Source organism: Aequorivita aquimaris (assembly GCF_001573155.1).
Classification (GTDB): Bacteria; Bacteroidota; Bacteroidia; order Flavobacteriales; family Flavobacteriaceae; genus Aequorivita; species Aequorivita aquimaris.
Genome location: NZ_JRWG01000003.1, coordinates 265,658 through 285,253 on the forward strand (window position 1 = coordinate 265,658; position 19,596 = coordinate 285,253).

23 protein-coding genes are annotated in these 19,596 nt (G+C 38.0%); 5 read left to right on the top strand and 18 right to left on the bottom strand.

All coding sequences use genetic code 11. The features are described 5' to 3' along the window. Window positions 1-51 precede the first annotated feature (51 nt). Window positions 52-828, top strand: a complete 777-nt coding sequence (locus LS48_RS06490; protein ID WP_062621195.1) for an MBL fold metallo-hydrolase — start codon at window positions 52-54, stop codon at window positions 826-828. A gap of 2 nt (window positions 829-830) precedes the next feature. Then, window positions 831-1,325, top strand: a complete 495-nt coding sequence (locus LS48_RS06495; RefSeq protein ID WP_062621197.1) for a hypothetical protein — start codon at window positions 831-833, stop codon at window positions 1,323-1,325. A 22-nt stretch (window positions 1,326-1,347) separates the two neighbouring features. On the opposite strand, the gene LS48_RS06500 is transcribed toward LS48_RS06495, so the two are convergent. The 9 genes from LS48_RS06500 to LS48_RS06540 form a co-directional block, all read right to left on the bottom strand. Continuing rightward, window positions 1,348-2,004 (bottom strand): alpha/beta hydrolase, encoded by a 657-nt coding sequence (locus tag LS48_RS06500; RefSeq protein ID WP_062621200.1) that lies wholly within the window; start codon window positions 2,002-2,004, stop codon window positions 1,348-1,350. Between the two features lie 77 nt (window positions 2,005-2,081). Beyond that, the gene (locus LS48_RS06505; protein WP_062621202.1) at window positions 2,082-2,405 is read right to left on the bottom strand and encodes a DUF4870 domain-containing protein; all 324 of its coding nucleotides are present in this window, start codon (window positions 2,403-2,405) and stop codon (window positions 2,082-2,084) included. A gap of 50 nt (window positions 2,406-2,455) precedes the next feature. After that, window positions 2,456-2,776 carry a hypothetical protein gene (locus LS48_RS06510; protein ID WP_062621204.1) on the bottom strand — a complete coding sequence of 107 codons (321 nt, stop codon included), beginning with the start codon at window positions 2,774-2,776 and terminating at the stop codon, window positions 2,456-2,458. Continuing rightward, window positions 2,776-4,032: a dihydroorotase gene (locus LS48_RS06515; protein WP_062621207.1), complete on the bottom strand. Its 1,257-nt coding sequence runs from the start codon at window positions 4,030-4,032 to the stop codon at window positions 2,776-2,778. Before LS48_RS06515 ends, LS48_RS06510 begins: the two co-directional genes overlap by 1 nt. Beyond that, window positions 4,029-5,951, bottom strand: a complete 1,923-nt coding sequence (locus LS48_RS06520; RefSeq protein ID WP_062621210.1) for a BatA domain-containing protein — start codon at window positions 5,949-5,951, stop codon at window positions 4,029-4,031. The genes LS48_RS06515 and LS48_RS06520 overlap by 4 nt, the downstream gene beginning before the upstream one ends. 45 nt (window positions 5,952-5,996) lie before the next feature. Then, window positions 5,997-7,193 carry a sensor histidine kinase gene (locus LS48_RS06525; RefSeq protein ID WP_062621213.1) on the bottom strand — a complete coding sequence of 399 codons (1,197 nt, stop codon included), beginning with the start codon at window positions 7,191-7,193 and terminating at the stop codon, window positions 5,997-5,999. 95 nt (window positions 7,194-7,288) lie between these two features. After that, on the bottom strand, window positions 7,289-8,494 hold the full coding sequence (locus LS48_RS06530) for a sensor histidine kinase (protein ID WP_062621216.1): 1,206 nt from the start codon (window positions 8,492-8,494) through the stop codon (window positions 7,289-7,291). Window positions 8,495-8,617: 123 nt separating this feature from the next. Next, on the bottom strand, window positions 8,618-9,382 hold the full coding sequence (locus LS48_RS06535) for a TIGR02757 family protein (protein ID WP_062621218.1): 765 nt from the start codon (window positions 9,380-9,382) through the stop codon (window positions 8,618-8,620). Further along, window positions 9,383-10,045, bottom strand: a complete 663-nt coding sequence (locus LS48_RS06540; RefSeq protein WP_062621221.1) for an ABC transporter ATP-binding protein — start codon at window positions 10,043-10,045, stop codon at window positions 9,383-9,385. Window positions 10,046-10,166: 121 nt separating this feature from the next. On the opposite strand from LS48_RS06540, the gene folE reads away from it, so the two are divergent. Together folE and LS48_RS06550 are read left to right on the top strand one after the other, a co-directional pair. Further along, entirely contained in the window at window positions 10,167-10,766 is a 600-nt protein-coding gene (folE, locus tag LS48_RS06545) for a GTP cyclohydrolase I FolE (RefSeq protein ID WP_062621516.1), read from the top strand. 49 nt (window positions 10,767-10,815) lie between these two features. Beyond that, complete coding sequence (locus LS48_RS06550; RefSeq protein ID WP_062621222.1) at window positions 10,816-11,118, top strand: hypothetical protein; 303 nt, start codon at window positions 10,816-10,818, stop codon at window positions 11,116-11,118. Between the two features lie 27 nt (window positions 11,119-11,145). Here LS48_RS06550 and LS48_RS06555 read toward each other — a convergent pair whose 3' ends face one another. The 8 genes from LS48_RS06555 to LS48_RS06590 all read right to left on the bottom strand — a co-directional run bounded on the left by LS48_RS06555 (window position 11,146) and on the right by LS48_RS06590 (window position 18,495). Beyond that, a complete protein-coding gene (locus LS48_RS06555) occupies window positions 11,146-13,359 on the bottom strand; it encodes a TonB-dependent receptor (RefSeq protein WP_062621224.1) in 2,214 nt (737 codons plus the stop codon). Window positions 13,360-13,405: 46 nt separating this feature from the next. After that, window positions 13,406-13,735, bottom strand: a complete 330-nt coding sequence (locus tag LS48_RS06560; RefSeq protein WP_062621226.1) for a hypothetical protein — start codon at window positions 13,733-13,735, stop codon at window positions 13,406-13,408. Next, window positions 13,732-14,034, bottom strand: a complete 303-nt coding sequence (locus tag LS48_RS06565) for a DUF6787 family protein (RefSeq protein WP_062621228.1) — start codon at window positions 14,032-14,034, stop codon at window positions 13,732-13,734. The genes LS48_RS06560 and LS48_RS06565 overlap by 4 nt, the downstream gene beginning before the upstream one ends. After that, the gene (locus tag LS48_RS06570; protein WP_062621518.1) at window positions 14,031-14,453 is read right to left on the bottom strand and encodes a DUF6146 family protein; all 423 of its coding nucleotides are present in this window, start codon (window positions 14,451-14,453) and stop codon (window positions 14,031-14,033) included. Before LS48_RS06570 ends, LS48_RS06565 begins: the two co-directional genes overlap by 4 nt. A gap of 120 nt (window positions 14,454-14,573) precedes the next feature. Then, window positions 14,574-15,212, bottom strand: a complete 639-nt coding sequence (locus LS48_RS06575) for a DUF937 domain-containing protein (RefSeq protein ID WP_062621230.1) — start codon at window positions 15,210-15,212, stop codon at window positions 14,574-14,576. A gap of 108 nt (window positions 15,213-15,320) precedes the next feature. Next, window positions 15,321-16,274: a D-2-hydroxyacid dehydrogenase gene (locus tag LS48_RS06580; protein WP_062621232.1), complete on the bottom strand. Its 954-nt coding sequence runs from the start codon at window positions 16,272-16,274 to the stop codon at window positions 15,321-15,323. 59 nt (window positions 16,275-16,333) lie between these two features. After that, window positions 16,334-17,401: a 3-phosphoserine/phosphohydroxythreonine transaminase gene (gene serC, locus LS48_RS06585; protein WP_062621234.1), complete on the bottom strand. Its 1,068-nt coding sequence runs from the start codon at window positions 17,399-17,401 to the stop codon at window positions 16,334-16,336. A 68-nt stretch (window positions 17,402-17,469) separates the two neighbouring features. Continuing rightward, window positions 17,470-18,495 carry an acyl-CoA reductase gene (locus LS48_RS06590; RefSeq protein ID WP_062621236.1) on the bottom strand — a complete coding sequence of 342 codons (1,026 nt, stop codon included), beginning with the start codon at window positions 18,493-18,495 and terminating at the stop codon, window positions 17,470-17,472. Window positions 18,496-18,557: 62 nt separating this feature from the next. Between LS48_RS06590 and LS48_RS06595 the strand changes: the two genes are divergently transcribed. Next, on the top strand, window positions 18,558-18,908 hold the full coding sequence (locus LS48_RS06595; protein WP_062621238.1) for a 4Fe-4S dicluster domain-containing protein: 351 nt from the start codon (window positions 18,558-18,560) through the stop codon (window positions 18,906-18,908). Window positions 18,909-18,988: 80 nt separating this feature from the next. Here the strand turns inward: LS48_RS06595 and LS48_RS06600 are convergent, their stop codons facing one another. Continuing rightward, window positions 18,989-19,525 carry a hypothetical protein gene (locus tag LS48_RS06600; protein WP_062621240.1) on the bottom strand — a complete coding sequence of 179 codons (537 nt, stop codon included), beginning with the start codon at window positions 19,523-19,525 and terminating at the stop codon, window positions 18,989-18,991. Window positions 19,526-19,596 lie beyond the last annotated feature (71 nt).

Genomic DNA, 19,596 nt, shown 5'->3' on the forward strand with positions numbered 1-19,596 from the left:
AGGTAGCAAATACAATAGGTAAACAAAAAAAATACCAGTATTTTTGCGCAGATGAAATCAACATTCAGCGTTACATTTCTCGGCACTGGAACTTCACAAGGCATACCCGTAATAGGCAGCAATCACCCTGTTTGTAAAAGCAGTGACCCAAAAGATAAACGTTTGCGTGTTTCGGTTTTATTGCAATGGAATGATTTTACTTACGTTATTGATTGCGGTCCAGACTTTAGACAGCAAATGTTGCGCCAAAATGTTTCAAAACTGGACGGCATTCTTTTAACGCACGAGCACAGCGACCATACCGCGGGGCTTGACGATATTCGTCCCTTTAATTTTATGCAGGGCAATATGCCTTTTTATGCCCATAAGCGTGTTTTTAAATCACTGCACGAGCGCTTTGCCTATATTTTTGAAACCGAAAACAAATATCCCGGAGCGCCAAGTGTGGAAGAAATAGAAATAGATAAAGACAGTATATTTACCATAGGAGGTAAGCAAGTTGTATCAATAGAAGCCTATCATGACACCCTACCGGTTTTAGGTTTTCGTGTGGAAAGCTTTACCTATTTGACAGATGTTAAAACTATTGCCGAAGAAGAAATTGAAAAAATAAAAGGTACAAACGTACTGGTAGTAAATGCACTTCGCGAGGAACCTCACTATTCACATTTCAATCTTTCGGAAGCATTGGATTTTATCGAAAGGGTGAAACCAAAAATAACATACTTAACGCATATTAGCCATTTAATGGGCTTTCATGAGGAAGTGGAGAAAAAACTTCCCAAAAACGTCCATTTGGCTTATGATACACTCACTATAACTATTTGATTATGAGAAACAAAATTTTCATGTATTTGTTCCTTTTTGCAGTACTTTTCATAATTTATCAATATATGAACGAGAAAAGTATTTTTGAATCGCAGGAATCCCAAATTGAAAATCTGCAAACGAAAGTTCAAAAATATAACGACTCTATCGAGGGGCTGAATGGCCAAATAATGAACTTGAACTATTTCACCTTAATGGGAAATGACAACGCGATGACTTATTTCGAAAACCGAGGATTTGAGGCAGTGGAGGTGGAAGCAATGGTTTCGGACCAGATTTATGATTTCAATTTACAAAAAGGCAACAATCCCTTGGTGCCATTTGAGGGAATGGCTGGCGATATGAAAATCAACAAATTAAAATTTCTCAACCACAAGTGGATACTTGCGGATTTTACCGATAACACCTATTGGGGCGAGATGATTTTGGAATATTATTTCAACGATAAAAACGAACTTGAATTGACGCCAATCGCTTCCTTTTTATATCAAAATTAAATATTTGAATGAAAGCCACCGATTAATTTTTATCCAACCAATTTTTCAGTTCATAAAAATTCTGGGGAGCAACGCCGTGACCCACGGGAAATTCAGAATACTTACAATCTATATTTAATTTTTTGAGAAAAGGCTCTGTCTTTCGGGCCCATTGCACGGGAATCACTTGGTCCACGCTGCCGTGTGAAGTATAAACCTTTAGGTTGCTGAAATCGTTTTTAGCATACCCATCCTTTAAAATTTCCTCATTAATATAACCACTCAGGCCGATTACGTTTTTTACCTTTTCGGGATAGCTCAATGCAACCGCAAAACTTAAAATGGTACCTTGGCTAAAACCGAGAAGCGTAACATTGTTTTTGTCAACTTTATATTTTTCAATCACTTCGTCTATACACTTTGAAACCAATTCGCGAGAGGCAATTGCTTGTTCATCGTCGCTAAATTTTCCCTGTGAATTGTCAAAATAGATATTATACCAAGCATTTCCGTAGGGTTCCAAACGTATTGGAGCTTTTAAAGAAATGATTGCGTATTTCTCCGGAAGTTCGCTGGCGAAGGAAAACAAATCATTTTCATCGCTCCCAAAGCCGTGCAGCATAATAATTGCCGGCGGATTTTCCACAGAATTTTTTGCGGGTCTATAATTGTGTTCTAATAGTAACGTGTGTTTTTCCATAGGCTGCAAAAATAAACAAGACCTTTTAAACTGAAGTTGTTTCAGCAGAAAAGGTCCCGTTAAAGTTGTTATAATAATTAGATGCCTTTAAACCATTCTTGAAATTGCTCGCCAAAAACGGGAACTGGTTTCATTTCGCCCTGTACAGCGCTTATAAGGCCAAGGAGCCAAAACACGAATATAGCAAGTTGTACAATCCAGGTAAGTATTGAAATGCCGATAAAGCTTATAATGATACTCAATACTACTCCCACGCACATAATGCCCAACGATTGACGTACGTGGAATGAACCAAGCGTAGTTTTGTTTCCGTTGTTCATTATTAGAGCTATTATCCAGCCAATTAAGGTAATATATGCAATGATTGCCACGGTTTTGCCATTGTCTGTAGTTGTTTCCATTTTTTTGATTTTAGGTTAGTGTTTTATTTAAGCTAAAGATAATCAATACTTTAATTTAAAAAAGTAAACCAATCCTGAAATTTTTCACTTAAAAAAGGAATACCCTTCTTTTTGTTGAAAAAAGCCATAGACCAAGAAAATAGCCAAAGCAAAACACAAACAAGCCATATAATATCGCCAATAGTCACATCTATTTGTGCTTGTACAACTAGTGAAACGATAAACATTAAAGTGATACCAAACATATTTTTAATATGCCAAGTAGCAAAGGGGTGGTTTTCTTCCCTATTGAAAAAATAGGCAATAATAAAACCTACAAATGGGGTATAGGCAATGAGGGCGGTAGATTTTCCTGCGAGAGTATTCTTCATTATTTATTCAGTACCAATTGGTTATTGGATACGATTCCGTAGGGCTTTCCTTTTAATTTTGATCCCAGAAGTGCTGCATTTTTTGAAGTTGAAAGAATATCCTTTTCAGCAAATTTCCAAGTTTCATCAGGATTGAAAAGGGTAAGTTCGGCACGGTTTCCTTCCTCAATTTTTTCCGAAGGAATTTTGAAAGTTTTCTTCAAGCTCGTAAGTGCATTGACCGATTGCTCAATTCCCAAAACCATATTGAGTGCGCCAAAACAGCCTTCCAGACCAATACTTCCGAAATGCGCGTGATCAAACTCGGTTTTTTTATGCTCCACATCAATTGGGTTGTGGTCGCTGGTAATGCCGTCAATGGTGCCGTCTTTCAGTCCTTTTAATAATGCTTTTGTATCTTCTTTGGTGCGTAAAGGCGGAAGCAATTTATAGTTAGTGTCAAATTCCTCCAAAACGTCATCCGTTAAAATAAGGTTGAAAATGGCAACGCTGCACGTTGCCTTTAGTCCCTTTTTCTTAGCGTCCCTAATCAACTCTACAGATTTTTTTGTTGAAATGGTCGGGATGTGAAGCTTGCCACCCGTATATTCAAGAATATACAAATCGCGAATTATTTGTAGTTCTTCCGAAAGTGCGGGAATCCCCTTTAAGCCCAATCGGGTGCTGTTTACCTCTTCGTTTACCATTCCGTTTCGCGCCACAGATTTTTCAAAAGGGAACGATTGTACCAAGCCGTCAAAGTTTTGCGTGTATTGCAGTGCTATTTTTAGCAAGTTTGCGTTTGCGATTGGGTTTTTATAGTCGTAAAATGAAACCGCGCCTTCGTTCCGCATATCGTAAAGTTCGGCGAGGTCTGTTCCTTTGCTGCCCACGGTAAGCGCGCCGATGGGGTAGAGGCTCACAGCATTTCCTTCGGCTTTACTTTTCAAAAATTTTATATGCCCTTTGCTGTCCGTAATCGGAAAACTATTGGCATTTACGGCAACACTTGTAAATCCGCTGTACGCTGCTGTTTTTAGGCCATTTTCAATAGTTTCACGTTCTTCAAAACCGGGTTCGCCAAAGGAAACACTGCTATCAAACCATCCTTGGGAAATGTGCAGATTTTTTAGTGAAATTTCTTTTACTTTTTCGGAAGAAGGAATTGTTGCGGCAATTTTTGAAATTTTACTATTTTCTATCAAAACATCCCGTTTCTTTAAATGATGCTTGCTGGAAGCATCGACAATGGTGGCTGATTTCAGTAGTATCTTCATTTGTAGAATTTTAAGATAAGCATTTCAAAAAGTAAAAAGAGCAATGCAAAAATAGCAAACCATTTCCAAAAACTGTTAATCGCGTTTGCATCGGCCAAGGAATCAAAAAGGTCTTCCACAGAGCTGTAAACTTTCGCACCTTCCCAATCTTCGGGGTTTAGGTATTGCAGTTCACTTTCACCACGTGAATAATTGAAACTTATATTTTCCAAAAACTCAGTTTTCTTCACTATTTGATAATTTCCTGCTTTTTTGGGTTCATCAGTGGTAGTCATTAAAACATAATTGGCCTTTGTTTGCTGAAGCGGTATAAACTGCTCCGTACTGTCTTTTACGGTAAGTATTTCATCTGGGCCTAGTTTCACGGGAACAGCTATTGCGTTTTGCTGCCCAATGGTATAGTATAGACGGGGTAAGGGCAAACTCTGCAAGGCCATATTATAAATAGTAGGAACAACTAAAGGTGAATTCTGAAAATTGGAATTTTCTTTATTTATGGCCGATGTAAAAAAGTAGGTTTTATTCTTTTGAAGCAAAAAGGGCTGATTGTCCTCAAAAGCAAGCGCGGAGGTAGCATTTGAGGATATATTGTAATACGAATTGACTTTCGGGTACTGAAAATTATCAACCTCCTTTTCAAAAACATCTTTAAAGAGCGGGTGCGAAAAAACAATTTTTGTAATCATTTTTTCCTGGATTTTCGCTTCGGAAAGTGTGCCCAAGGCCATCGTCATTAAAAAGTTGTTATAGCCGTTTAAATCTGCCTGTACTGCGGGAATGACCAAAACGCTTCCACCGGCATCGGTAAAGGATTTTAAAGCGGTTGCCAACGAAGCGGGAATTTCCTTCAACTCATTGAGCACGATGAAATTTTGGTCGGGAATTTCATTGTAGTTCAATGTTTTAAAGGTTTGTTGCGTAAACTGAAATTCGTCCTTTTCAAAAAGGCGTTGCAGATAGTTGCCGTCGGCTTCGTTAATGGCCAGGACCTTTATTTTTCCGGGTTTGTTTATGCTGAAAAAAAGTGTGTTGTCGAAAGGAAGATTTGCTTCATTAATCTCCAACTTTCCAATGAATTCTTCTGAATTGTCAATATCAAAAGTCACGGTTCCACTGGCATTTTCGGAAAAATCCACTGCGGTTTTGGCTATCAATTTCTCTCTATTGAAGAGGGAAATGGGCACTTCGGAAATTTCAGCTCCCGTATTTGAGACTTTTACATTCAATTGTGTTACCGCAGCATTTTTTGAAGCGATGTAAGCACTGTCAATGGCAATGTTTGAGGCGTTTACGGGTTTTAATTGCACGGCATCCACGAGCATATCTTCCGGAATTTCGGGAAAGTTATCCTTCACTTGAAAATCTGAGAGATACACCAAACGCTTCGCCGCATCTTTTTCATCGGAAAAGAGTTGTCTGGCCTTCAATAAAACCTGCGAAGGTGTCAACTGATTCTGGGAATATTGGATTGAAAGCACTTCATTTTTAAAATCCTGTGGCGAGGCATTCTTTCTTTCCGAATTATTTGTGAACCAACTCAGTTTTTCGGTTCCGCCAGTTTTATCAAACAAATCCTGCAAGGCTCGCTCAAGCATTGGGCCCTTTGCGCCTTTGGCCTGCATACTGAAGGAATTGTCAATATAAACGACGGTTTCCTTTTTAGTGTTTAAAGCAATCTTGGAAGCGGTGAAAGGTTGTGCAAATGCAATAATGATACACGCCAAAGCGAACAGACGCATCAATAACGTAAGCCACTTTTTAAGCTGCGAACTCTTTCGGGTCTGGATAGTTACTGTTTTGAGAAAAGCGACGTTGGTAAAATCTACTTTCTGAAAACGCCTAAGCTGAAAAAGATGAATAAATATCGGGATGAGCAGTAGGAAAAGGGCGTAAAAAATTTCTGGGTGTTTGAACTGCATTCCTATAAATATTGCCCAAAGATAAAAAATGGAACGTAATTACAGCTATTTCTGGACGGTAAACGTGAAGGTGCTTCCTTTTCCGGGCTCAGAGTCCAGAGAAATAGTACCGCCCAGCTTTGAAACTAAGCTTTTTACGGTTGCCAATCCAATTCCCGTACCTTCTTTTCCGTCACGGTCTTTGATGCCCGTGGTTTTAAAGAGATTGAATATTTCTTCCTGCACACCAAGGTCTATACCCATTCCATTGTCTGTGATAGCAAATTTATGAAAGTCGGTTTCGTCAATATATTTTACAGAAACTATACGCTTTTCATTTAAATTATACTTCAAGCTATTGTCAATCAAGTTCAAGAAAATTTGTGTGAGTGCAGCTTTGTTAACATTTTTAAGTGTTCCCGCCATCGGAAAATCAAACAGTGTGTCATCACTGATCAGTACTTCGCTTATTTCATCAAAAAGTTCTTTTAGTAAAACGTCCTCTTTTTGTGAATCAAGCAATTCATCTGCTTTATAAAATTTTAGAATTCCGTTAATGTAATTTTTCAGAGTCAGTGATGAATCTTCAATATAATCAAGGTACATCTTTGAATCTGTTGAGAGGTTTTCAATATTTTCTTCCTTTAAGAATCGTGTAAGCGAAGTTATGTTTGCCAACGGCGACTTTAAATCATGTGATACCACGTGCGCAAATGTTTCAAGTCTTTCATTTCTGTTTTGCAGTTCCTTTTGAATTTCAATGAGAAGGCTGTTCTTTTTTCTGAGTTCAATAAGATTGACAACTTGTTTGGCCAAAGCTTTTAGGCTGATGATTTGGACATCGGTTAATTGTCTAGGTTTATGATCAAAAACACACAGTGTTCCCAACTTGAAACCGTTTGGGTTTATAAGTGGGACACCTGCATAAAAAACAGCTTGGTTTTCCGTCACCAATGGATTGTCGTCAAAACGCTCGTCTTTAGTGGCATCTTCGACTATAAAAATTTCATCGTCTTCTAAAATTGCATGCCCGCAAAAGGAAATATTTCTAGGCGATTGGTTAAAATCCACTCCAACATGTGATTTAAAAAAATTTCGTTCCAAATCAAGCAAGGTAATCAACGCGATAGGGACTTCACAAATAGCCGCGACTAGCTTTGTAATGTTGTCAAAATCATTTTCAGAAAAGGTGTCGAGTAATTTATATTTTTTCAGTTCAGCAATTCGTGCTGCTTCATTTTCGGGGAATTCGGGAAAAGTCATAAAAAAGTAAACCAGTATTGTTTTATGCAGGTAAATATAATCTGAAATGGGGCCCAGATAAAAATGTTTTCAACTTCCTGTTATAAAAGCGGATGCTAATTTAGTTTTTTGATAGTAAACATAAAAGTTGTGCCCTCTCCCAAAGTGGAAGAAACTTCTATTTCACCATCAAGTCTATTTACTAGCTTTTTTACTGTGGAAAGTCCTATACCATTTCCTTTTTTACCATTCCGGTCTAAGGTTCCAGTTGTGACGAAAAGATCAAAAATATTACCTATTCGGTCTTTTGGTATTCCCATTCCGTTGTCGGTAATTGTAAAATGGTAGTAACCGTCCTTTTCTTCACAATCAATATCAATTTTTATTTTCTTTTTGTCGTTATATTTTAAGCTATTGCCAATAAGGTTTAAAAGTATTTGCTCAAGCGCAACTTTATTGGCCTGCATTTCAATATTCTCTTCGGGTAGATTTATTTCACAATCAACGTTGATATTCAGCAGTTCTATTATTTCCTCTAAAAGGTCTTGACTGTCAAAAGGTTCATTTCGCAAAGATGCTGTTTTATCGGTCTCGTAATGTTCCAGTAGGCCAGTAACGTATTCACTTAATGTAAAGGAAGACTGCTTGATGTAATCTAAATATTCTTTGCCCTGTTCATCCAAGTGTTGACCGTATTTAGTGCGGAGCATATCAGAAGTGATAATCATATTTGCCAGCGGCATTTTCATATCGTGGGATACTACGCCAGCAAAATTTTTAAGTTCCTCATTGCGTTCCCTAAGTTCTTTTTGCACAGATAGCAATGCTCTATTACGTTTTCGGGCCTCAAATAAATTCACAACTTGGTAAGCCATTGCAGTAAGTGCCTTTTTTTGGGATTTTGTCAATATCCGTGGCTTTGTATCAAAAACGCAAAGAGTTCCCAACGGATAACCTTCGCTATTTACCAAGCGCACACCGGCATAGAAAATGGCATTCATATCCGTAACCAGTGGATTATCTTTAAAACGGATGTCTTTTCGGGCATCTTCAATAATAAAAATGTTCGATTCTTCCAATATGGCGTGTCCGCAAAAAGAAATATCTCGTGGTGATTCATTAAATGGAATACCGTAATGCGATTTCAGAAAATTACGATCTGCATCCAGAAGCGTTACCAATGAAATTGGCACATCACATATATTTGCTGTCAATGCGGTTATATTGTCGAAATCCTTTTCTGGCAAGGTGTCCAACAAATGATAGGAACGTACAGCGGCCAAGCGTTGCTCTTCATCTATTGGAAATTGTGGTTTTATCAAGGTTTAGGTTACTTTATCTTAAAACCGAAAATATCGGTTTTTAAGAATTAAACGTAAATGTACAATATTTTACAATCAGTTTTGAAACGGATAAAAATAATGTGAAATGTATCAACTTTTAAATCAAAAGCGTTCAAAAACGCCTAATCCGAAAAGAGCAAAGTCATATTTTACAGGATCTTGTGAGTCCAATTTGCGAAGCGAATTATCCAACTCCAATAAAGCTTTGGCATCGTTTTGTTTACGTTTCAGTAGTTTTAGTTTCCGTGCGACGTTACCACTATGAACATCAAGCGGACAAGACAACTGGGAAGAATCAATGCTTTTCCAAATTCCAAAATCTACGCCCGTAGCGTCATTACGAACCATCCACCGAAGAAACATATTTATTCTTTTTGCAGCCGAATTTTTTAAGGGATCACTAATGTGTTTTTGAGTTCGAGAAGGGTGGGGGAGTTCAAAAAAAGTTTTTTTGAAGTGATGTATTGCTGGTTGCATCGAGTCAATTTCTGCATATTTTGAAAACAAGGTTTCCAGCCCACCATGGTTTTTATATATATTTTGAAGCGATTTCAGAAAATAAGCAAGATCTTCATTATTAAAAGTTCTATGCACAAAATTTGAAAGAGACTCTGATTGCTCTTCTGAAAAATTCATCACAAAATCATAAGGGGAGTTGCCCATCAATTCCACTAAACGGTTGCCATTGGTTATGATGCTTTTTCTATTTCCCCAAGCAATGGTAGCCACCAAAAAGCCTGTAATTTCAATATCTTCCTTTAATGTGAATAAATGCGGAATTTGAATGGGATCGGTTTCAATAAAGTTGGGGTTATTGTATGTATTGACTTTTTCGTCTAGAAATGCTTTAAGTTCTGTTTTATTCATTTAATGGCTCACAATTTTTCCGTCCTGCATCACCAATTTTCTATCGGCCATATCTGCAAGCTCTTCGTTGTGCGTAACAATTACGAAGGTTTGCCCAAATTCATCCCGCAATTTAAAAAACAGATTGTGCAGGTTTTCGGCACTTTCGGTATCAAGATTTCCGCTAGGTTCATCGGCCAGAATGATTGCCGGATTGTTAATCAGAGCTCTTGCAACGGCAACTCGTTGTTGTTCCCCGCCCGAAAGTTCGTTGGGTTTGTGGCCCTCGCGGTGCGAAAGTCCTAAAAATGCGAGTAGTTCTTTCGCTCTTTTTATAGCTTCGTTCTTTGGAGTGTTTTTTATGAATGCTGGAATACAGACGTTTTCAAGTGCTGTAAACTCTGGCAATAGTTGGTGAAACTGAAAAATAAACCCCAAATTTTCATTTCGGAACTGTGCTAATTTCTTTCCCGAAAGGGAACCAATATTTACACCGTTTATGGATAATTTACTTTTTGATTTATCAAAAGCATCCAAGGTTCCCAAAATCTGCAGCAAGGTTGTTTTTCCCGCGCCCGAAGCACCAACTATTGAAACAATTTCACTCTTTTTTATGTATAGGTCAACACCCTTTAAAACATGGAGGTTGTCGTAGAATTTATGAATATTTTGGGCTTCAATCATAGCAAAAATTTAAACCGTGAAAGTACTATTTATAGCGCTATAATACAATCCAATGGATTATATTGTTTTTATTCGGACTTATGTGTTTATTTTTGAATTCAATATTATTAAACAAATTTTAATGGCTTCCTATAGATATTTTGAAGAATACGACCAACCTGTAACGGACACGTTGATTGAAAATTATAGTAAAATCTTGCATACGGTAGGCGAAGATATTTCGCGCGATGGTATTGTAAAAACACCCGAACGCGCCGCAAAGGCGATACAATTTTTAACCTCGGGCAACTGTCAAGATCCTGCTGAAATTTTAAAAAGCGCAATGTTTGCTGAAGCTTATCACGATATGGTTATTATTAAGGACATTGAGCTTTATTCGCTTTGTGAGCACCATATGCTTCCCTTCTTTGGGAAAGCACATATTGCTTATATTCCCGATGGTCATATTGTGGGTCTTAGCAAAATTCCGCGTGTGGTTGATGTTTTTGCGCGAAGATTACAAGTGCAGGAACGGCTTACCCATGATATTTTGGAATGTATAAATAACACACTAAAGCCTAAAGGAGTGGCTGTAGTTATTGAAGCCTCGCACATGTGCATGATGATGCGCGGCGTTCAGAAACAGAACAGCGTAACCACAACTTCTGGCTTTCGTGGTCAATTTGAGGCTATAGAAACTAGAAGTGAATTTCTAAAGTTAATTAGTAGCGATTTGGGTTAATTTTTTGGAATGTTTTTTGCTCTTTGTAATAAAATTAAACACAACAAAAATGAAAAACGAAAAATATAAATTGCTTCGAAAAAGTATCTTTTATGATATAATTGGTATGGTTACAATGGCCATTCCCGTAGTTGGACCCTTTTTAGATTTACTTTGGGCGCCCATTGCAGCAAAAAGTATGAGTGAAATGTATAAAGGAACTGAAGGTAAAATCGCTTCTGTTCTTGTATTTGTAGAGGAAGTTTTACCCTTTACGGATGTTGTACCTACCTTTACACTAATGTGGTTATACACATTTGTGTGGAAAAAACAGCCCACACCTCAAACTATTGAAATTCGAGCAAATGAATAAAAAAAGCCCCGACTTGGGGCTTTTTCTTTAGATTTCTAATTTTAAGTTTACATTAATACTTCTTCCCATATTAAAGATACCGTCGGGTTTTAATCTCGACAAATGGGCTATATATTTTTTATCGGTAAGATTTGTTCCGTTCAAGCCAATTTTAAATAAAACCTTCTGAAGTTGAAAGCTGCTTTCAATTCCTGCACTTAGTAATGAATAACCTCCGGTTCTTGTTTCAAAATTGCTCACATTTCTTTGGGCAAAAGTATTTTCGAGCGTTATAAAAGCTGAACTTGATTTTCTGGTCTTTCCGTCATTTAGTTCTACCCGAAACGTATTCCGAAGTGAATTTGCCGGAATTAATGGCAAATATTTATCATTGCTCAATTTGCCGGTAACAGTTTCGAAGCTACTTTCCAAATGAAGCCAATCCAACGGGTGGGGGTGAAGGTGAAAGCCCAATTCGCCCCCAAAAAGCGACGCATTGCCCTGCAAATAATCAAATACCTGTGCGTCGTCAATAGTTTCATTGGTAGGCGACAAGAAAATGTAATCGTTAACGGCATTGTAAAAACCGTTTGCAAAAAATTCAATATGTTCGTTTCTGTACTCCAAGGCAACATCAGCTTGGAAATTCTGCTCGTTCGTTAAATTTATATTTCCACGTTCGTATCGATTTGTACCTTCGTGAACGCCATTAGAAGTTAGTTCTGCCAAGTTTGGTGCTCTAAATCCACTGGCAAGATTGATTCGTGTTGAAAAATTTCGAACAATATCGAGTTTAGCTCCTAAAGCAGCAGTGAAACTATTAAAAGTGGTATTAAGTGCTGGAATAAAATCCAAATCAGCAGGATTTCCAGCGGCTTCACTTTTAATTTTTCGAGAGTCGAAACGGATTCCGGCTTGAAAATCTATCTTTTCCAAATGATAGTGTGAAGTTGCCAAAATTCCGATATCAGTAGTTTTCGCATCAGGAATTAAAATTTCTTCACCTTCGTTTTTATTTTTTTGAAACATTCCCTGAAGACCCACTATAGTTTCAAAATTGCCCAATTGAGGTAGGTGATATTTCACATCATAATTAAATGTGTTTAATTTAAGCTGAAGAGCTGCCACATGTGGTTCGTCTTCAAATTCACGTCTGTCATTGAACAGATAACCGGCTTTTATATCTAAACTGGAGTTAGTAAAAAATAACGTATTATCAAAACTTAAAATATGGTTATCAATTTCCTGAAAAGGAAGTTCTAAATCCTTTGAACGCGTTTGCTCACTGACTTCCTCAGGAATACCAATATTGGAACGATTGTAATTATAGCGAAGTGTTGACTTAAATTTTGTGCCAGAATATTGCAATCCAGTCTTGAAATCTTTTTCATTAAACCTAGTGTTGGTAACACGATAATCTGCTCCCGTATCATAATCACTAAAAATAGCGTACGCGCCCCGTGCCAAAAATTTTAGCTTTTCACCTGAGGTTTTAATTCCAAGATTTGTAGCGGTTCCCAATGTATTTGAAAAGTAATCGCTGTTTAGATCACCGTGAGTTTCACCCGAGAGTGCAAATTTTTCAGGATTAAGATAAAGTACTCCGCCCAGAGCATCACTTCCGTATAGCAATGACGCAGGGCCTTTTATAACCTCTACACTTTCTACTCCCGCTTCATTAATACCGAGCCCGTGCTCGTCTCCAAATTGCTGATTTTCTAAACGAACACCCTGTGCATAAGTTAAAACCCTATTTGAGCTTAGTCCGCGAATAACTGGTTTTCCAATGCCCGTTCCTGTACTAATGATATCTACTCCTGCAATATTTTTAATGCCATCGGCCAAGGTTACGGCACCAGAGGCGTTTAGATCTTCAGTTGAAATGCGTTCCACCTTCATTACATTATCACTCTGTAACTTATGGAAGGGCGTAGAAACTATAACCTCTTCCATTTCAACTGCACTTTCCTGCATTTCAAGATTTTCGGTAACGATTTTTCCGTTTGAAAAATTAATTTTTTTTGAAATGGTCGCGAATCCTAGTGAAGAAAAAACTATGTTATAGCTTCCGTCAGGAATATTGATTATCGTATAGTTACCGTCAAAATCTGCAACGGTTCCTTTTTCAAGTTGCGGAATATAGATTGTTGCGGGCACTGGTTCATTTGTATTTTTTGATGTTATGTTTCCCATTAAGGAATTTTGTGAGCTTACTGTGGTATATATAAAGAACACCACAAGTAAGCATAATATGTTTTTCATGCTTTCTTGATTTAAAAATGTTTGAATTAAAATAAAATGATAATAATTAAGAAAGTTGAGGAGGGCCTCTAAGAAAATAGTGGGAAGGGTCTAAGTTAAAAGGAGATGTAGAGTAAAAAAATTCAATATTTTGAAAACTGTGAAATACAGTAAAATCGGGAGATTCCAGAGGAATAAAGGTAAATATTGAAAAGTGAAAATCACAAATAGAACAGTCTAGCTGCTTTTGGTGAAGATGTGTGGAAATATCGGTACAGGCCTTATGCTCGTGTCCCTCAAAAGTATGCGCAAATTGTACAGCAGTAGGAAGTAGCAATGCCAACGAGAATATCGCTGCAACTAAAACTTGCGTTACTGTTGTTTTAAGATTTGTCATTGTTTAAGTAAAAAACCGAGACCCATACTGCGGAGCATTTTTTTCGCAAAATTCCAAAAGAAGTGATATTCTCCAAAAACCCATCCAAAAAACACCAAAAGTACTTTATAAATTGGTAGGATAATCAAAATTCGGAACGGCCAGTAAATGTACCAACCCATTTCTTCGGTTATATTAAAAAAATCTGTTAATGGAGCAGCCAGTTTTGCAGCTGAACTTCCAGTAATGGCAAATACTAGTAAAATTATAAATAGTTGTCTGTTGGTTTCAATATTCCAACGTTCTTTAAGCTTTTTCAATTTCTTCCGCCTATAAATTTTTGATTGTATTTTTCCTGAAAATAGACAAAATAGTTATACAATAAGTAATTCACCTCATATCCATAATCAATAGTTGGGTCGTAATTTATTTGTTCACCGTACAAATTTCTGGAATATAAATTTGGCTGTAAAACACGACTATTGTACTCAGCTACGAACTGACGGTTTTTCCCCTCTAATTTTGCTTGACCATAAAAACCGCGTTGTGGCTGGGAAATTAGCCAAGATTGAAACCCGGGTTCTACAATTATTATTTCATATTCAAGGCTATCATTTGCTATTCTGACTGTATCATTTTTTGTGCTTCCATCAGAAGGTGAGCTGGTTATGGAGGTATTTCCTGTTCCGCAGCTATGAATCACAAATGAAAGTACTGCAATTAGTAGAAAATTTTTCATATCAATGATTTTTACAAAGTTAACAAATGTAAAATGAAGGTAGCCTGATTTAACTTTCATTTAAAAAAAATACCGCCATTTTATGAATGACAGTATTTTGACTGGTTTGTGTTTGTGTTTTTATTTTCCAAAGAAGCCTCCCAAAAGACCGCCGAGACCACCTTTTTTCTGACTGCCTCCTAAAACCATTCCAGCGATGTCGTCAATTACACTTCCGTCATTATTTCCGTCAAGCAAAGATTCAATCATTGATTGCTGTTTTGGCTGCGCATTGCCGCCACCCATAAGACCGCCAAGTAAATCACCAATGCCAGAATCTGAGTTTACGTTTTTCTGCTGCTTTTGTTTTCCCAAATAACCCAATAAAATAGGTGCTGCAACCTGTAAAATTTGCATAACAGAATTGGTGTCCAATCCAGATTTTTGTGAAAGTGCTCTTACTGCGTTATCCTGCGAACCTCCTAAAACGTGACCTAAAATACCAAGCCCGTCCTGCTTCACTTCTTCATTTACACCGCCCCCGAAAAGACCGCCTAAATTATCGAGGATACTACCGTCATGCTTGCTGTTTAAAGCATTCATCAAATTAGCGGCTCCACTTTCGTTACTCGCATTGCGTTTCATAGCTCCTAGCAGTATGGGCATAGCCATTGTTACAACAGAAGCTGTTTTGTCTGCTGGTTGATTGGTTTCTTGACTAATACCTCCAATAATTTGTTTTCCGAGGTTACTGTTCAATAAATCTAAAATTCCTGACATTTTGTTTTACATTAATTAATTATTTCCGCAAGTTACTGAAAATGAATAATTATCTATTTATAAAATGAATATAATAACATTATTGCGCCTTATGTGAATAAAAACACTCTATTTTACTAAAATCGAAATTATCTGATTTGCCAGTTCTACACCAATTCTATCTTGTGCCTCATTTGTAGCTGCACCAATGTGTGGTGTAAGCGAAATTTTATCGTGCATCAATACTTTTATGGAAGGTGTGGGTTCGTTTTCAAAAACGTCAAGTGCAGCAAAAGAAACCTTTCCATCCTCAATAGCTTCCAGCAACGCGTTTTCGTCAAGAACCCCTCCGCGGGCTGCGTTCACGATACCTACGTTGTCCTTCATTTTTGAAATTTCTTCCTTGCCTATTAAATATCCCGATTGCGAAGGCACGTGGAGACTTATAAAATCGCTGTGTTTTATCAATTTGTCGATTGGCGCGGTTTTAATTTTTAGGGTGATGGTCTGCCCGTCATAAAAGGTTAGGGTTATATCTGCTTCGCCTACCTCGTGGTCGCTGGCAATCACTTTCATTCCGCAGCCCAAGGCTATTTTCGCTACTTGCCGGCCAATTCTTCCAAACCCGATGATTCCCAAAGTTTTGCCGCGCAGCTCGCGACCCGCACCATAGCTTTTCTTCAGCTCTTTAAATCTCGTGTCGCCTTCCAATGGCATATTGCGGTTTGAATCGTGCAAAAAACGAACCCCACCGAACAAATGAGCAAATACCAACTCTCCCACCGATTCTGAGGAGGCGGCAGGAGTATTGATTACATAAATTCCATTCTCACGGGCGTATTCCACATCTATATTGTCCATACCCACGCCGCCGCGGCCTATAATTTTTAGGGATGGGCAGCTGTCAATAATATCTTTCCGAACCTTGGTGGCACTTCGTACCAAAAGCACTTCAATTTTGTGCTCGTTGATATAATTTTGAAGTTGTTCCTGCGCCACGTGTACGGTCAAAACTTCAAACCCCGCATCTTTTAATATATCGATTCCGCTTTGTGAAATTCCGTCGTTTGCTAATACTTTCATGAAAATAGGTTCCTAGATTATTGTTTTATTAAGTTGTTTCTTATTTATATTTAACCGCATCACGCCCCTTTTTCAATTGCCTGCATTACATCCACCAAAATCTGTACGCTTTCCAAAGGCAATGCGTTATACATAGAGGCTCGATAGCCCCCAACGCTGCGATGGCCATTTAGACCATTGATTCCAGCTTGTTTTAAATAATCGTCAAAGGTTGCCTTCAATTCATCATTTTTTAAATTAAAGGTGGCATTCATTTTTGAACGGTCTTCTTTTTCGGCAACAAAGCCTTCAAACAAAGGATTTCTATCAATTTCACTGTAAAGAAGTTCCGCTTTTTGCTTGTTTACTTTTTCAATAGCAGTAATTCCACCCTTTTCTTTCAGCCATTCCAAAGTAAGCATAGACACATAAACTGAAAAGACCGCCGGCGTATTGAACATACTTTCTTTGTCTATATGTACTTTATAACTGAGCATAGAAGGAATGGCGCGCGATACTTTCCCAAGAATATCTTCCTTTATAACCACGAGGGTTGTGCCTGCGGGACCCATATTTTTTTGGGCGCCGGCATAGATTAAACTGAATTTGGAAAAATCGAGCTGGCGCGAAAAGATGTCGCTGCTCATATCGCAAACCATGGGGATTTCAGTTTCTGGGAAAGTGCGCATCTGCGTTCCAAAAATAGTATTGTTGCTCGTGCAGTGGAAATAATCTGCATCCTTAGGAATGGTATAGTTTTTTGGAATAAAGTTAAAATTTTCACTTTTTGAAGTTGCTACTTCCACAACCTCGCCCAGCAACTTTGCCTCTTTTATGGCCTTATCGCTCCAAGTGCCCGTGTTTAGGTAAGCAGCTTTTTTTTCCAAAAGATTGTAGGCCGCCATTAAAAACTGAAGACTTGCTCCACCTTGTAAAAACAAGGCTTGATAACCTTTATTTTGAAGCCCCAAATGTTCCAGGGCCAGGTTGCGGGCGTTTTCCATTACCGCGACAAAATCCTTGCTACGATGGGAGATTTCAATCAGGGAAAGGTTTGAATTGTTGAAATTTAAAACCGCTTCCGCAGACTGCTGCAGGACTGATTGCGGTAAAATGCAGGGACCTGCGCTAAAATTATGTTTTTTCATGATATGAAAATTTATAATGCAAAGATGTGAATTACCCTACTAAAAATGTGGGATTTATAATTTTTTTATCAAGGAAGTTTCAACAAAAAATCAACCGTATCTACGCCATCGGCATAATCCCACAACGCAGGGGCCTGCGCCTTTCCGAAAGGGATTTCATTGGGAAGGCCTGAATTTGAAACTATGCATTGTATATTTTCCGACTGGGTTTGCAATTCCTTTTTGAGATGTTCCATTGAATCGTATTTTTCGTAGAAAACAACTGAAATAGGAGAGGAGAAGCCCGAATCTTCTTTCAGCAACATAAACTCATTGTCCAATAAGGGAAAGCTATCCATCAAATAGACCGCTTTGTTATAATCGTAATTGTTGATGTATTTATGGTTATGGATAATTTCCTTCCAACTGAACATTGCCTTAAAAAAGGCTTCAAAATCATAGTTTTCCGGAATATAAATTTTGGACACATTGCGGCATCCGAGACCGAAATATCTAAAAATATCATCTGCCAATGCATTGAGTTCTTTTTGAGTTTCATCCCCGGTTAGCACTGCAACCGAATTTCTGTTTTTGCGGATTATGTGCGGATATTTTCCAAAGTAGAATTCAAAATAGCGCGCGGTATTATTGCTCCCGGTTGCAATGACCGCATCAAAATTCTGTAACCTGCCTTCCGTAAATGCAATATACTCTTTGAATTCTGGTGCCACGGAAATTAAATGCTTGCCCAAAAATGGAAGCAAGGTTTTATCATTTGAAGAAAGTTTCGCCTGCACTTTATTGCCCGTAACCAAAACGGAGAGAAAATCGTGAAATCCAACTAAGGGAACGTTGCCCGCCATTATTATGGCAACACACCTCGGATTTGTAGCCTTAATTTCATAATTAGCAATCCATTGCTCTAAATTTTCTTCGGAAAGCGCGTCGCCCCAACTTTTTAGCGCGAACTTGATATTTTCCTGCGTGAACCACCCGTTTTCGGCTTCGGCTCTTTGGAAAATTTCTTTGGCTTCGGAAGTCGGATTTTCCGATGCAATCTGCTTCAGAAATGCTCCCAATTCAACAAAAGCGTTAATTCTTTGTTTTAATTGCATACTTATTTTGGAGTTCCCCCAATAGGGCTTAAATTTGCGCAAAGTTAGAAAAAGAATATCCCATGGCCATTATAATAACCGATGAATGTATAAACTGCGGTGCTTGCGAGCCGGAATGCCCCAATACCGCAATCTATGAAGGAGCTGATGATTGGCGCTATGCCGACGGAACCGATTTGGAAGGCAAAGTAGTGCTGCCCAATGGAAAGGAAGTTGATGCAAACGAGGCGCAGGAGCCTATTAGTGACGAAATATATTTTATTGTACCAGATAAATGTACCGAGTGCAAAGGCTTTCACGATGAACCTCAATGTGCTGCCGTATGCCCTGTAGATTGTTGCGTGCCAGATGATGATCTCGTAGAGTCTGAAGAAGAGCTTTTGGCGAAGCAGGCTTTTATGCATAAAGACTAAAATAATATTATAAATGAAAAACGCCTCTCGGTGAGAACCGAGAGGCGTTTTTCATTTTGTAGGGATAGTTAATAAATATTCTACATTTTATCTTTTTTCATATCACTTTTCACATTCAGTTTATAAACTTCCGAGACAATTGCGTCTGTTTTTGCATCATAGCGTTCTACTACAAAATTGCCGTCTGCGTTAAAATATCCAAAAGAGGATTTTCCATCTTGCGACATAATATAATATCCATTTTGTGAAGTAGGCTTGATAACGGCGTATTGTTCATTTGTTGCGTTATCTTTTATGGTCATTAAACGATAGCCATTTTCGTCCTTTTGGCTCAAAAACTTGAAGCGGTTACCGTCGTAGCTATAAGTAACATCGGTATCCACAACAATAGGCTTCATAATTACGCTTTGGTTGGTCTGGTTGGCATCACTATCTTTTAGGGTCAAGACCTCTTTTTTGGTTTGTGTCACAGCTTTTGTGGCAGTATCAGTTCCTTTGTCATCGGTTACCGTGGTTTTGGTAACGACCGTTTGTTTTTGAGTGTTGGTGTTTTTATCAACTTGTGCGAAAGTAACCGAAAAAGAAACCATCGCTAAAAGTAAAATTGCTTTTTTCATGATATAGTTTTTAAGTGTTATTTCAAATGTAGGGTTTGTGTTTGTTAAATTGTCGTAAAGGTTTGATAATG

Excerpts from the sequence above, each read along its gene's own strand:
- LS48_RS06490 (WP_062621195.1), top strand. The coding sequence starts at position 52 with ATGAAATCAACATTCAGCGTTACATTTCTCGGCACTGGAACTTCACAA.
- LS48_RS06495 (WP_062621197.1), top strand. The coding sequence starts at position 831 with ATGAGAAACAAAATTTTCATGTATTTGTTCCTTTTTGCAGTACTTTTC.
- LS48_RS06500 (WP_062621200.1), bottom strand. The coding sequence starts at position 2,004 with ATGGAAAAACACACGTTACTATTAGAACACAATTATAGACCCGCAAAA.
- LS48_RS06505 (WP_062621202.1), bottom strand. The coding sequence starts at position 2,405 with ATGGAAACAACTACAGACAATGGCAAAACCGTGGCAATCATTGCATAT.
- LS48_RS06510 (WP_062621204.1), bottom strand. The coding sequence starts at position 2,776 with ATGAAGAATACTCTCGCAGGAAAATCTACCGCCCTCATTGCCTATACC.
- LS48_RS06515 (WP_062621207.1), bottom strand. The coding sequence starts at position 4,032 with ATGAAGATACTACTGAAATCAGCCACCATTGTCGATGCTTCCAGCAAG.
- LS48_RS06520 (WP_062621210.1), bottom strand. The coding sequence starts at position 5,951 with ATGCAGTTCAAACACCCAGAAATTTTTTACGCCCTTTTCCTACTGCTC.
- LS48_RS06525 (WP_062621213.1), bottom strand. The coding sequence starts at position 7,193 with ATGACTTTTCCCGAATTCCCCGAAAATGAAGCAGCACGAATTGCTGAA.
- LS48_RS06535 (WP_062621218.1), bottom strand. The coding sequence starts at position 9,382 with ATGAATAAAACAGAACTTAAAGCATTTCTAGACGAAAAAGTCAATACA.
- LS48_RS06540 (WP_062621221.1), bottom strand. The coding sequence starts at position 10,045 with ATGATTGAAGCCCAAAATATTCATAAATTCTACGACAACCTCCATGTT.
- folE (WP_062621516.1), top strand. The coding sequence starts at position 10,167 with ATGGCTTCCTATAGATATTTTGAAGAATACGACCAACCTGTAACGGAC.
- LS48_RS06550 (WP_062621222.1), top strand. The coding sequence starts at position 10,816 with ATGAAAAACGAAAAATATAAATTGCTTCGAAAAAGTATCTTTTATGAT.
- LS48_RS06555 (WP_062621224.1), bottom strand. The coding sequence starts at position 13,359 with ATGAAAAACATATTATGCTTACTTGTGGTGTTCTTTATATATACCACA.
- LS48_RS06560 (WP_062621226.1), bottom strand. The coding sequence starts at position 13,735 with ATGACAAATCTTAAAACAACAGTAACGCAAGTTTTAGTTGCAGCGATA.
- LS48_RS06570 (WP_062621518.1), bottom strand. The coding sequence starts at position 14,453 with ATGAAAAATTTTCTACTAATTGCAGTACTTTCATTTGTGATTCATAGC.
- LS48_RS06575 (WP_062621230.1), bottom strand. The coding sequence starts at position 15,212 with ATGTCAGGAATTTTAGATTTATTGAACAGTAACCTCGGAAAACAAATT.
- LS48_RS06580 (WP_062621232.1), bottom strand. The coding sequence starts at position 16,274 with ATGAAAGTATTAGCAAACGACGGAATTTCACAAAGCGGAATCGATATA.
- serC (WP_062621234.1), bottom strand. The coding sequence starts at position 17,401 with ATGAAAAAACATAATTTTAGCGCAGGTCCCTGCATTTTACCGCAATCA.
- LS48_RS06590 (WP_062621236.1), bottom strand. The coding sequence starts at position 18,495 with ATGCAATTAAAACAAAGAATTAACGCTTTTGTTGAATTGGGAGCATTT.
- LS48_RS06595 (WP_062621238.1), top strand. The coding sequence starts at position 18,558 with ATGGCCATTATAATAACCGATGAATGTATAAACTGCGGTGCTTGCGAG.
- LS48_RS06600 (WP_062621240.1), bottom strand. The coding sequence starts at position 19,525 with ATGAAAAAAGCAATTTTACTTTTAGCGATGGTTTCTTTTTCGGTTACT.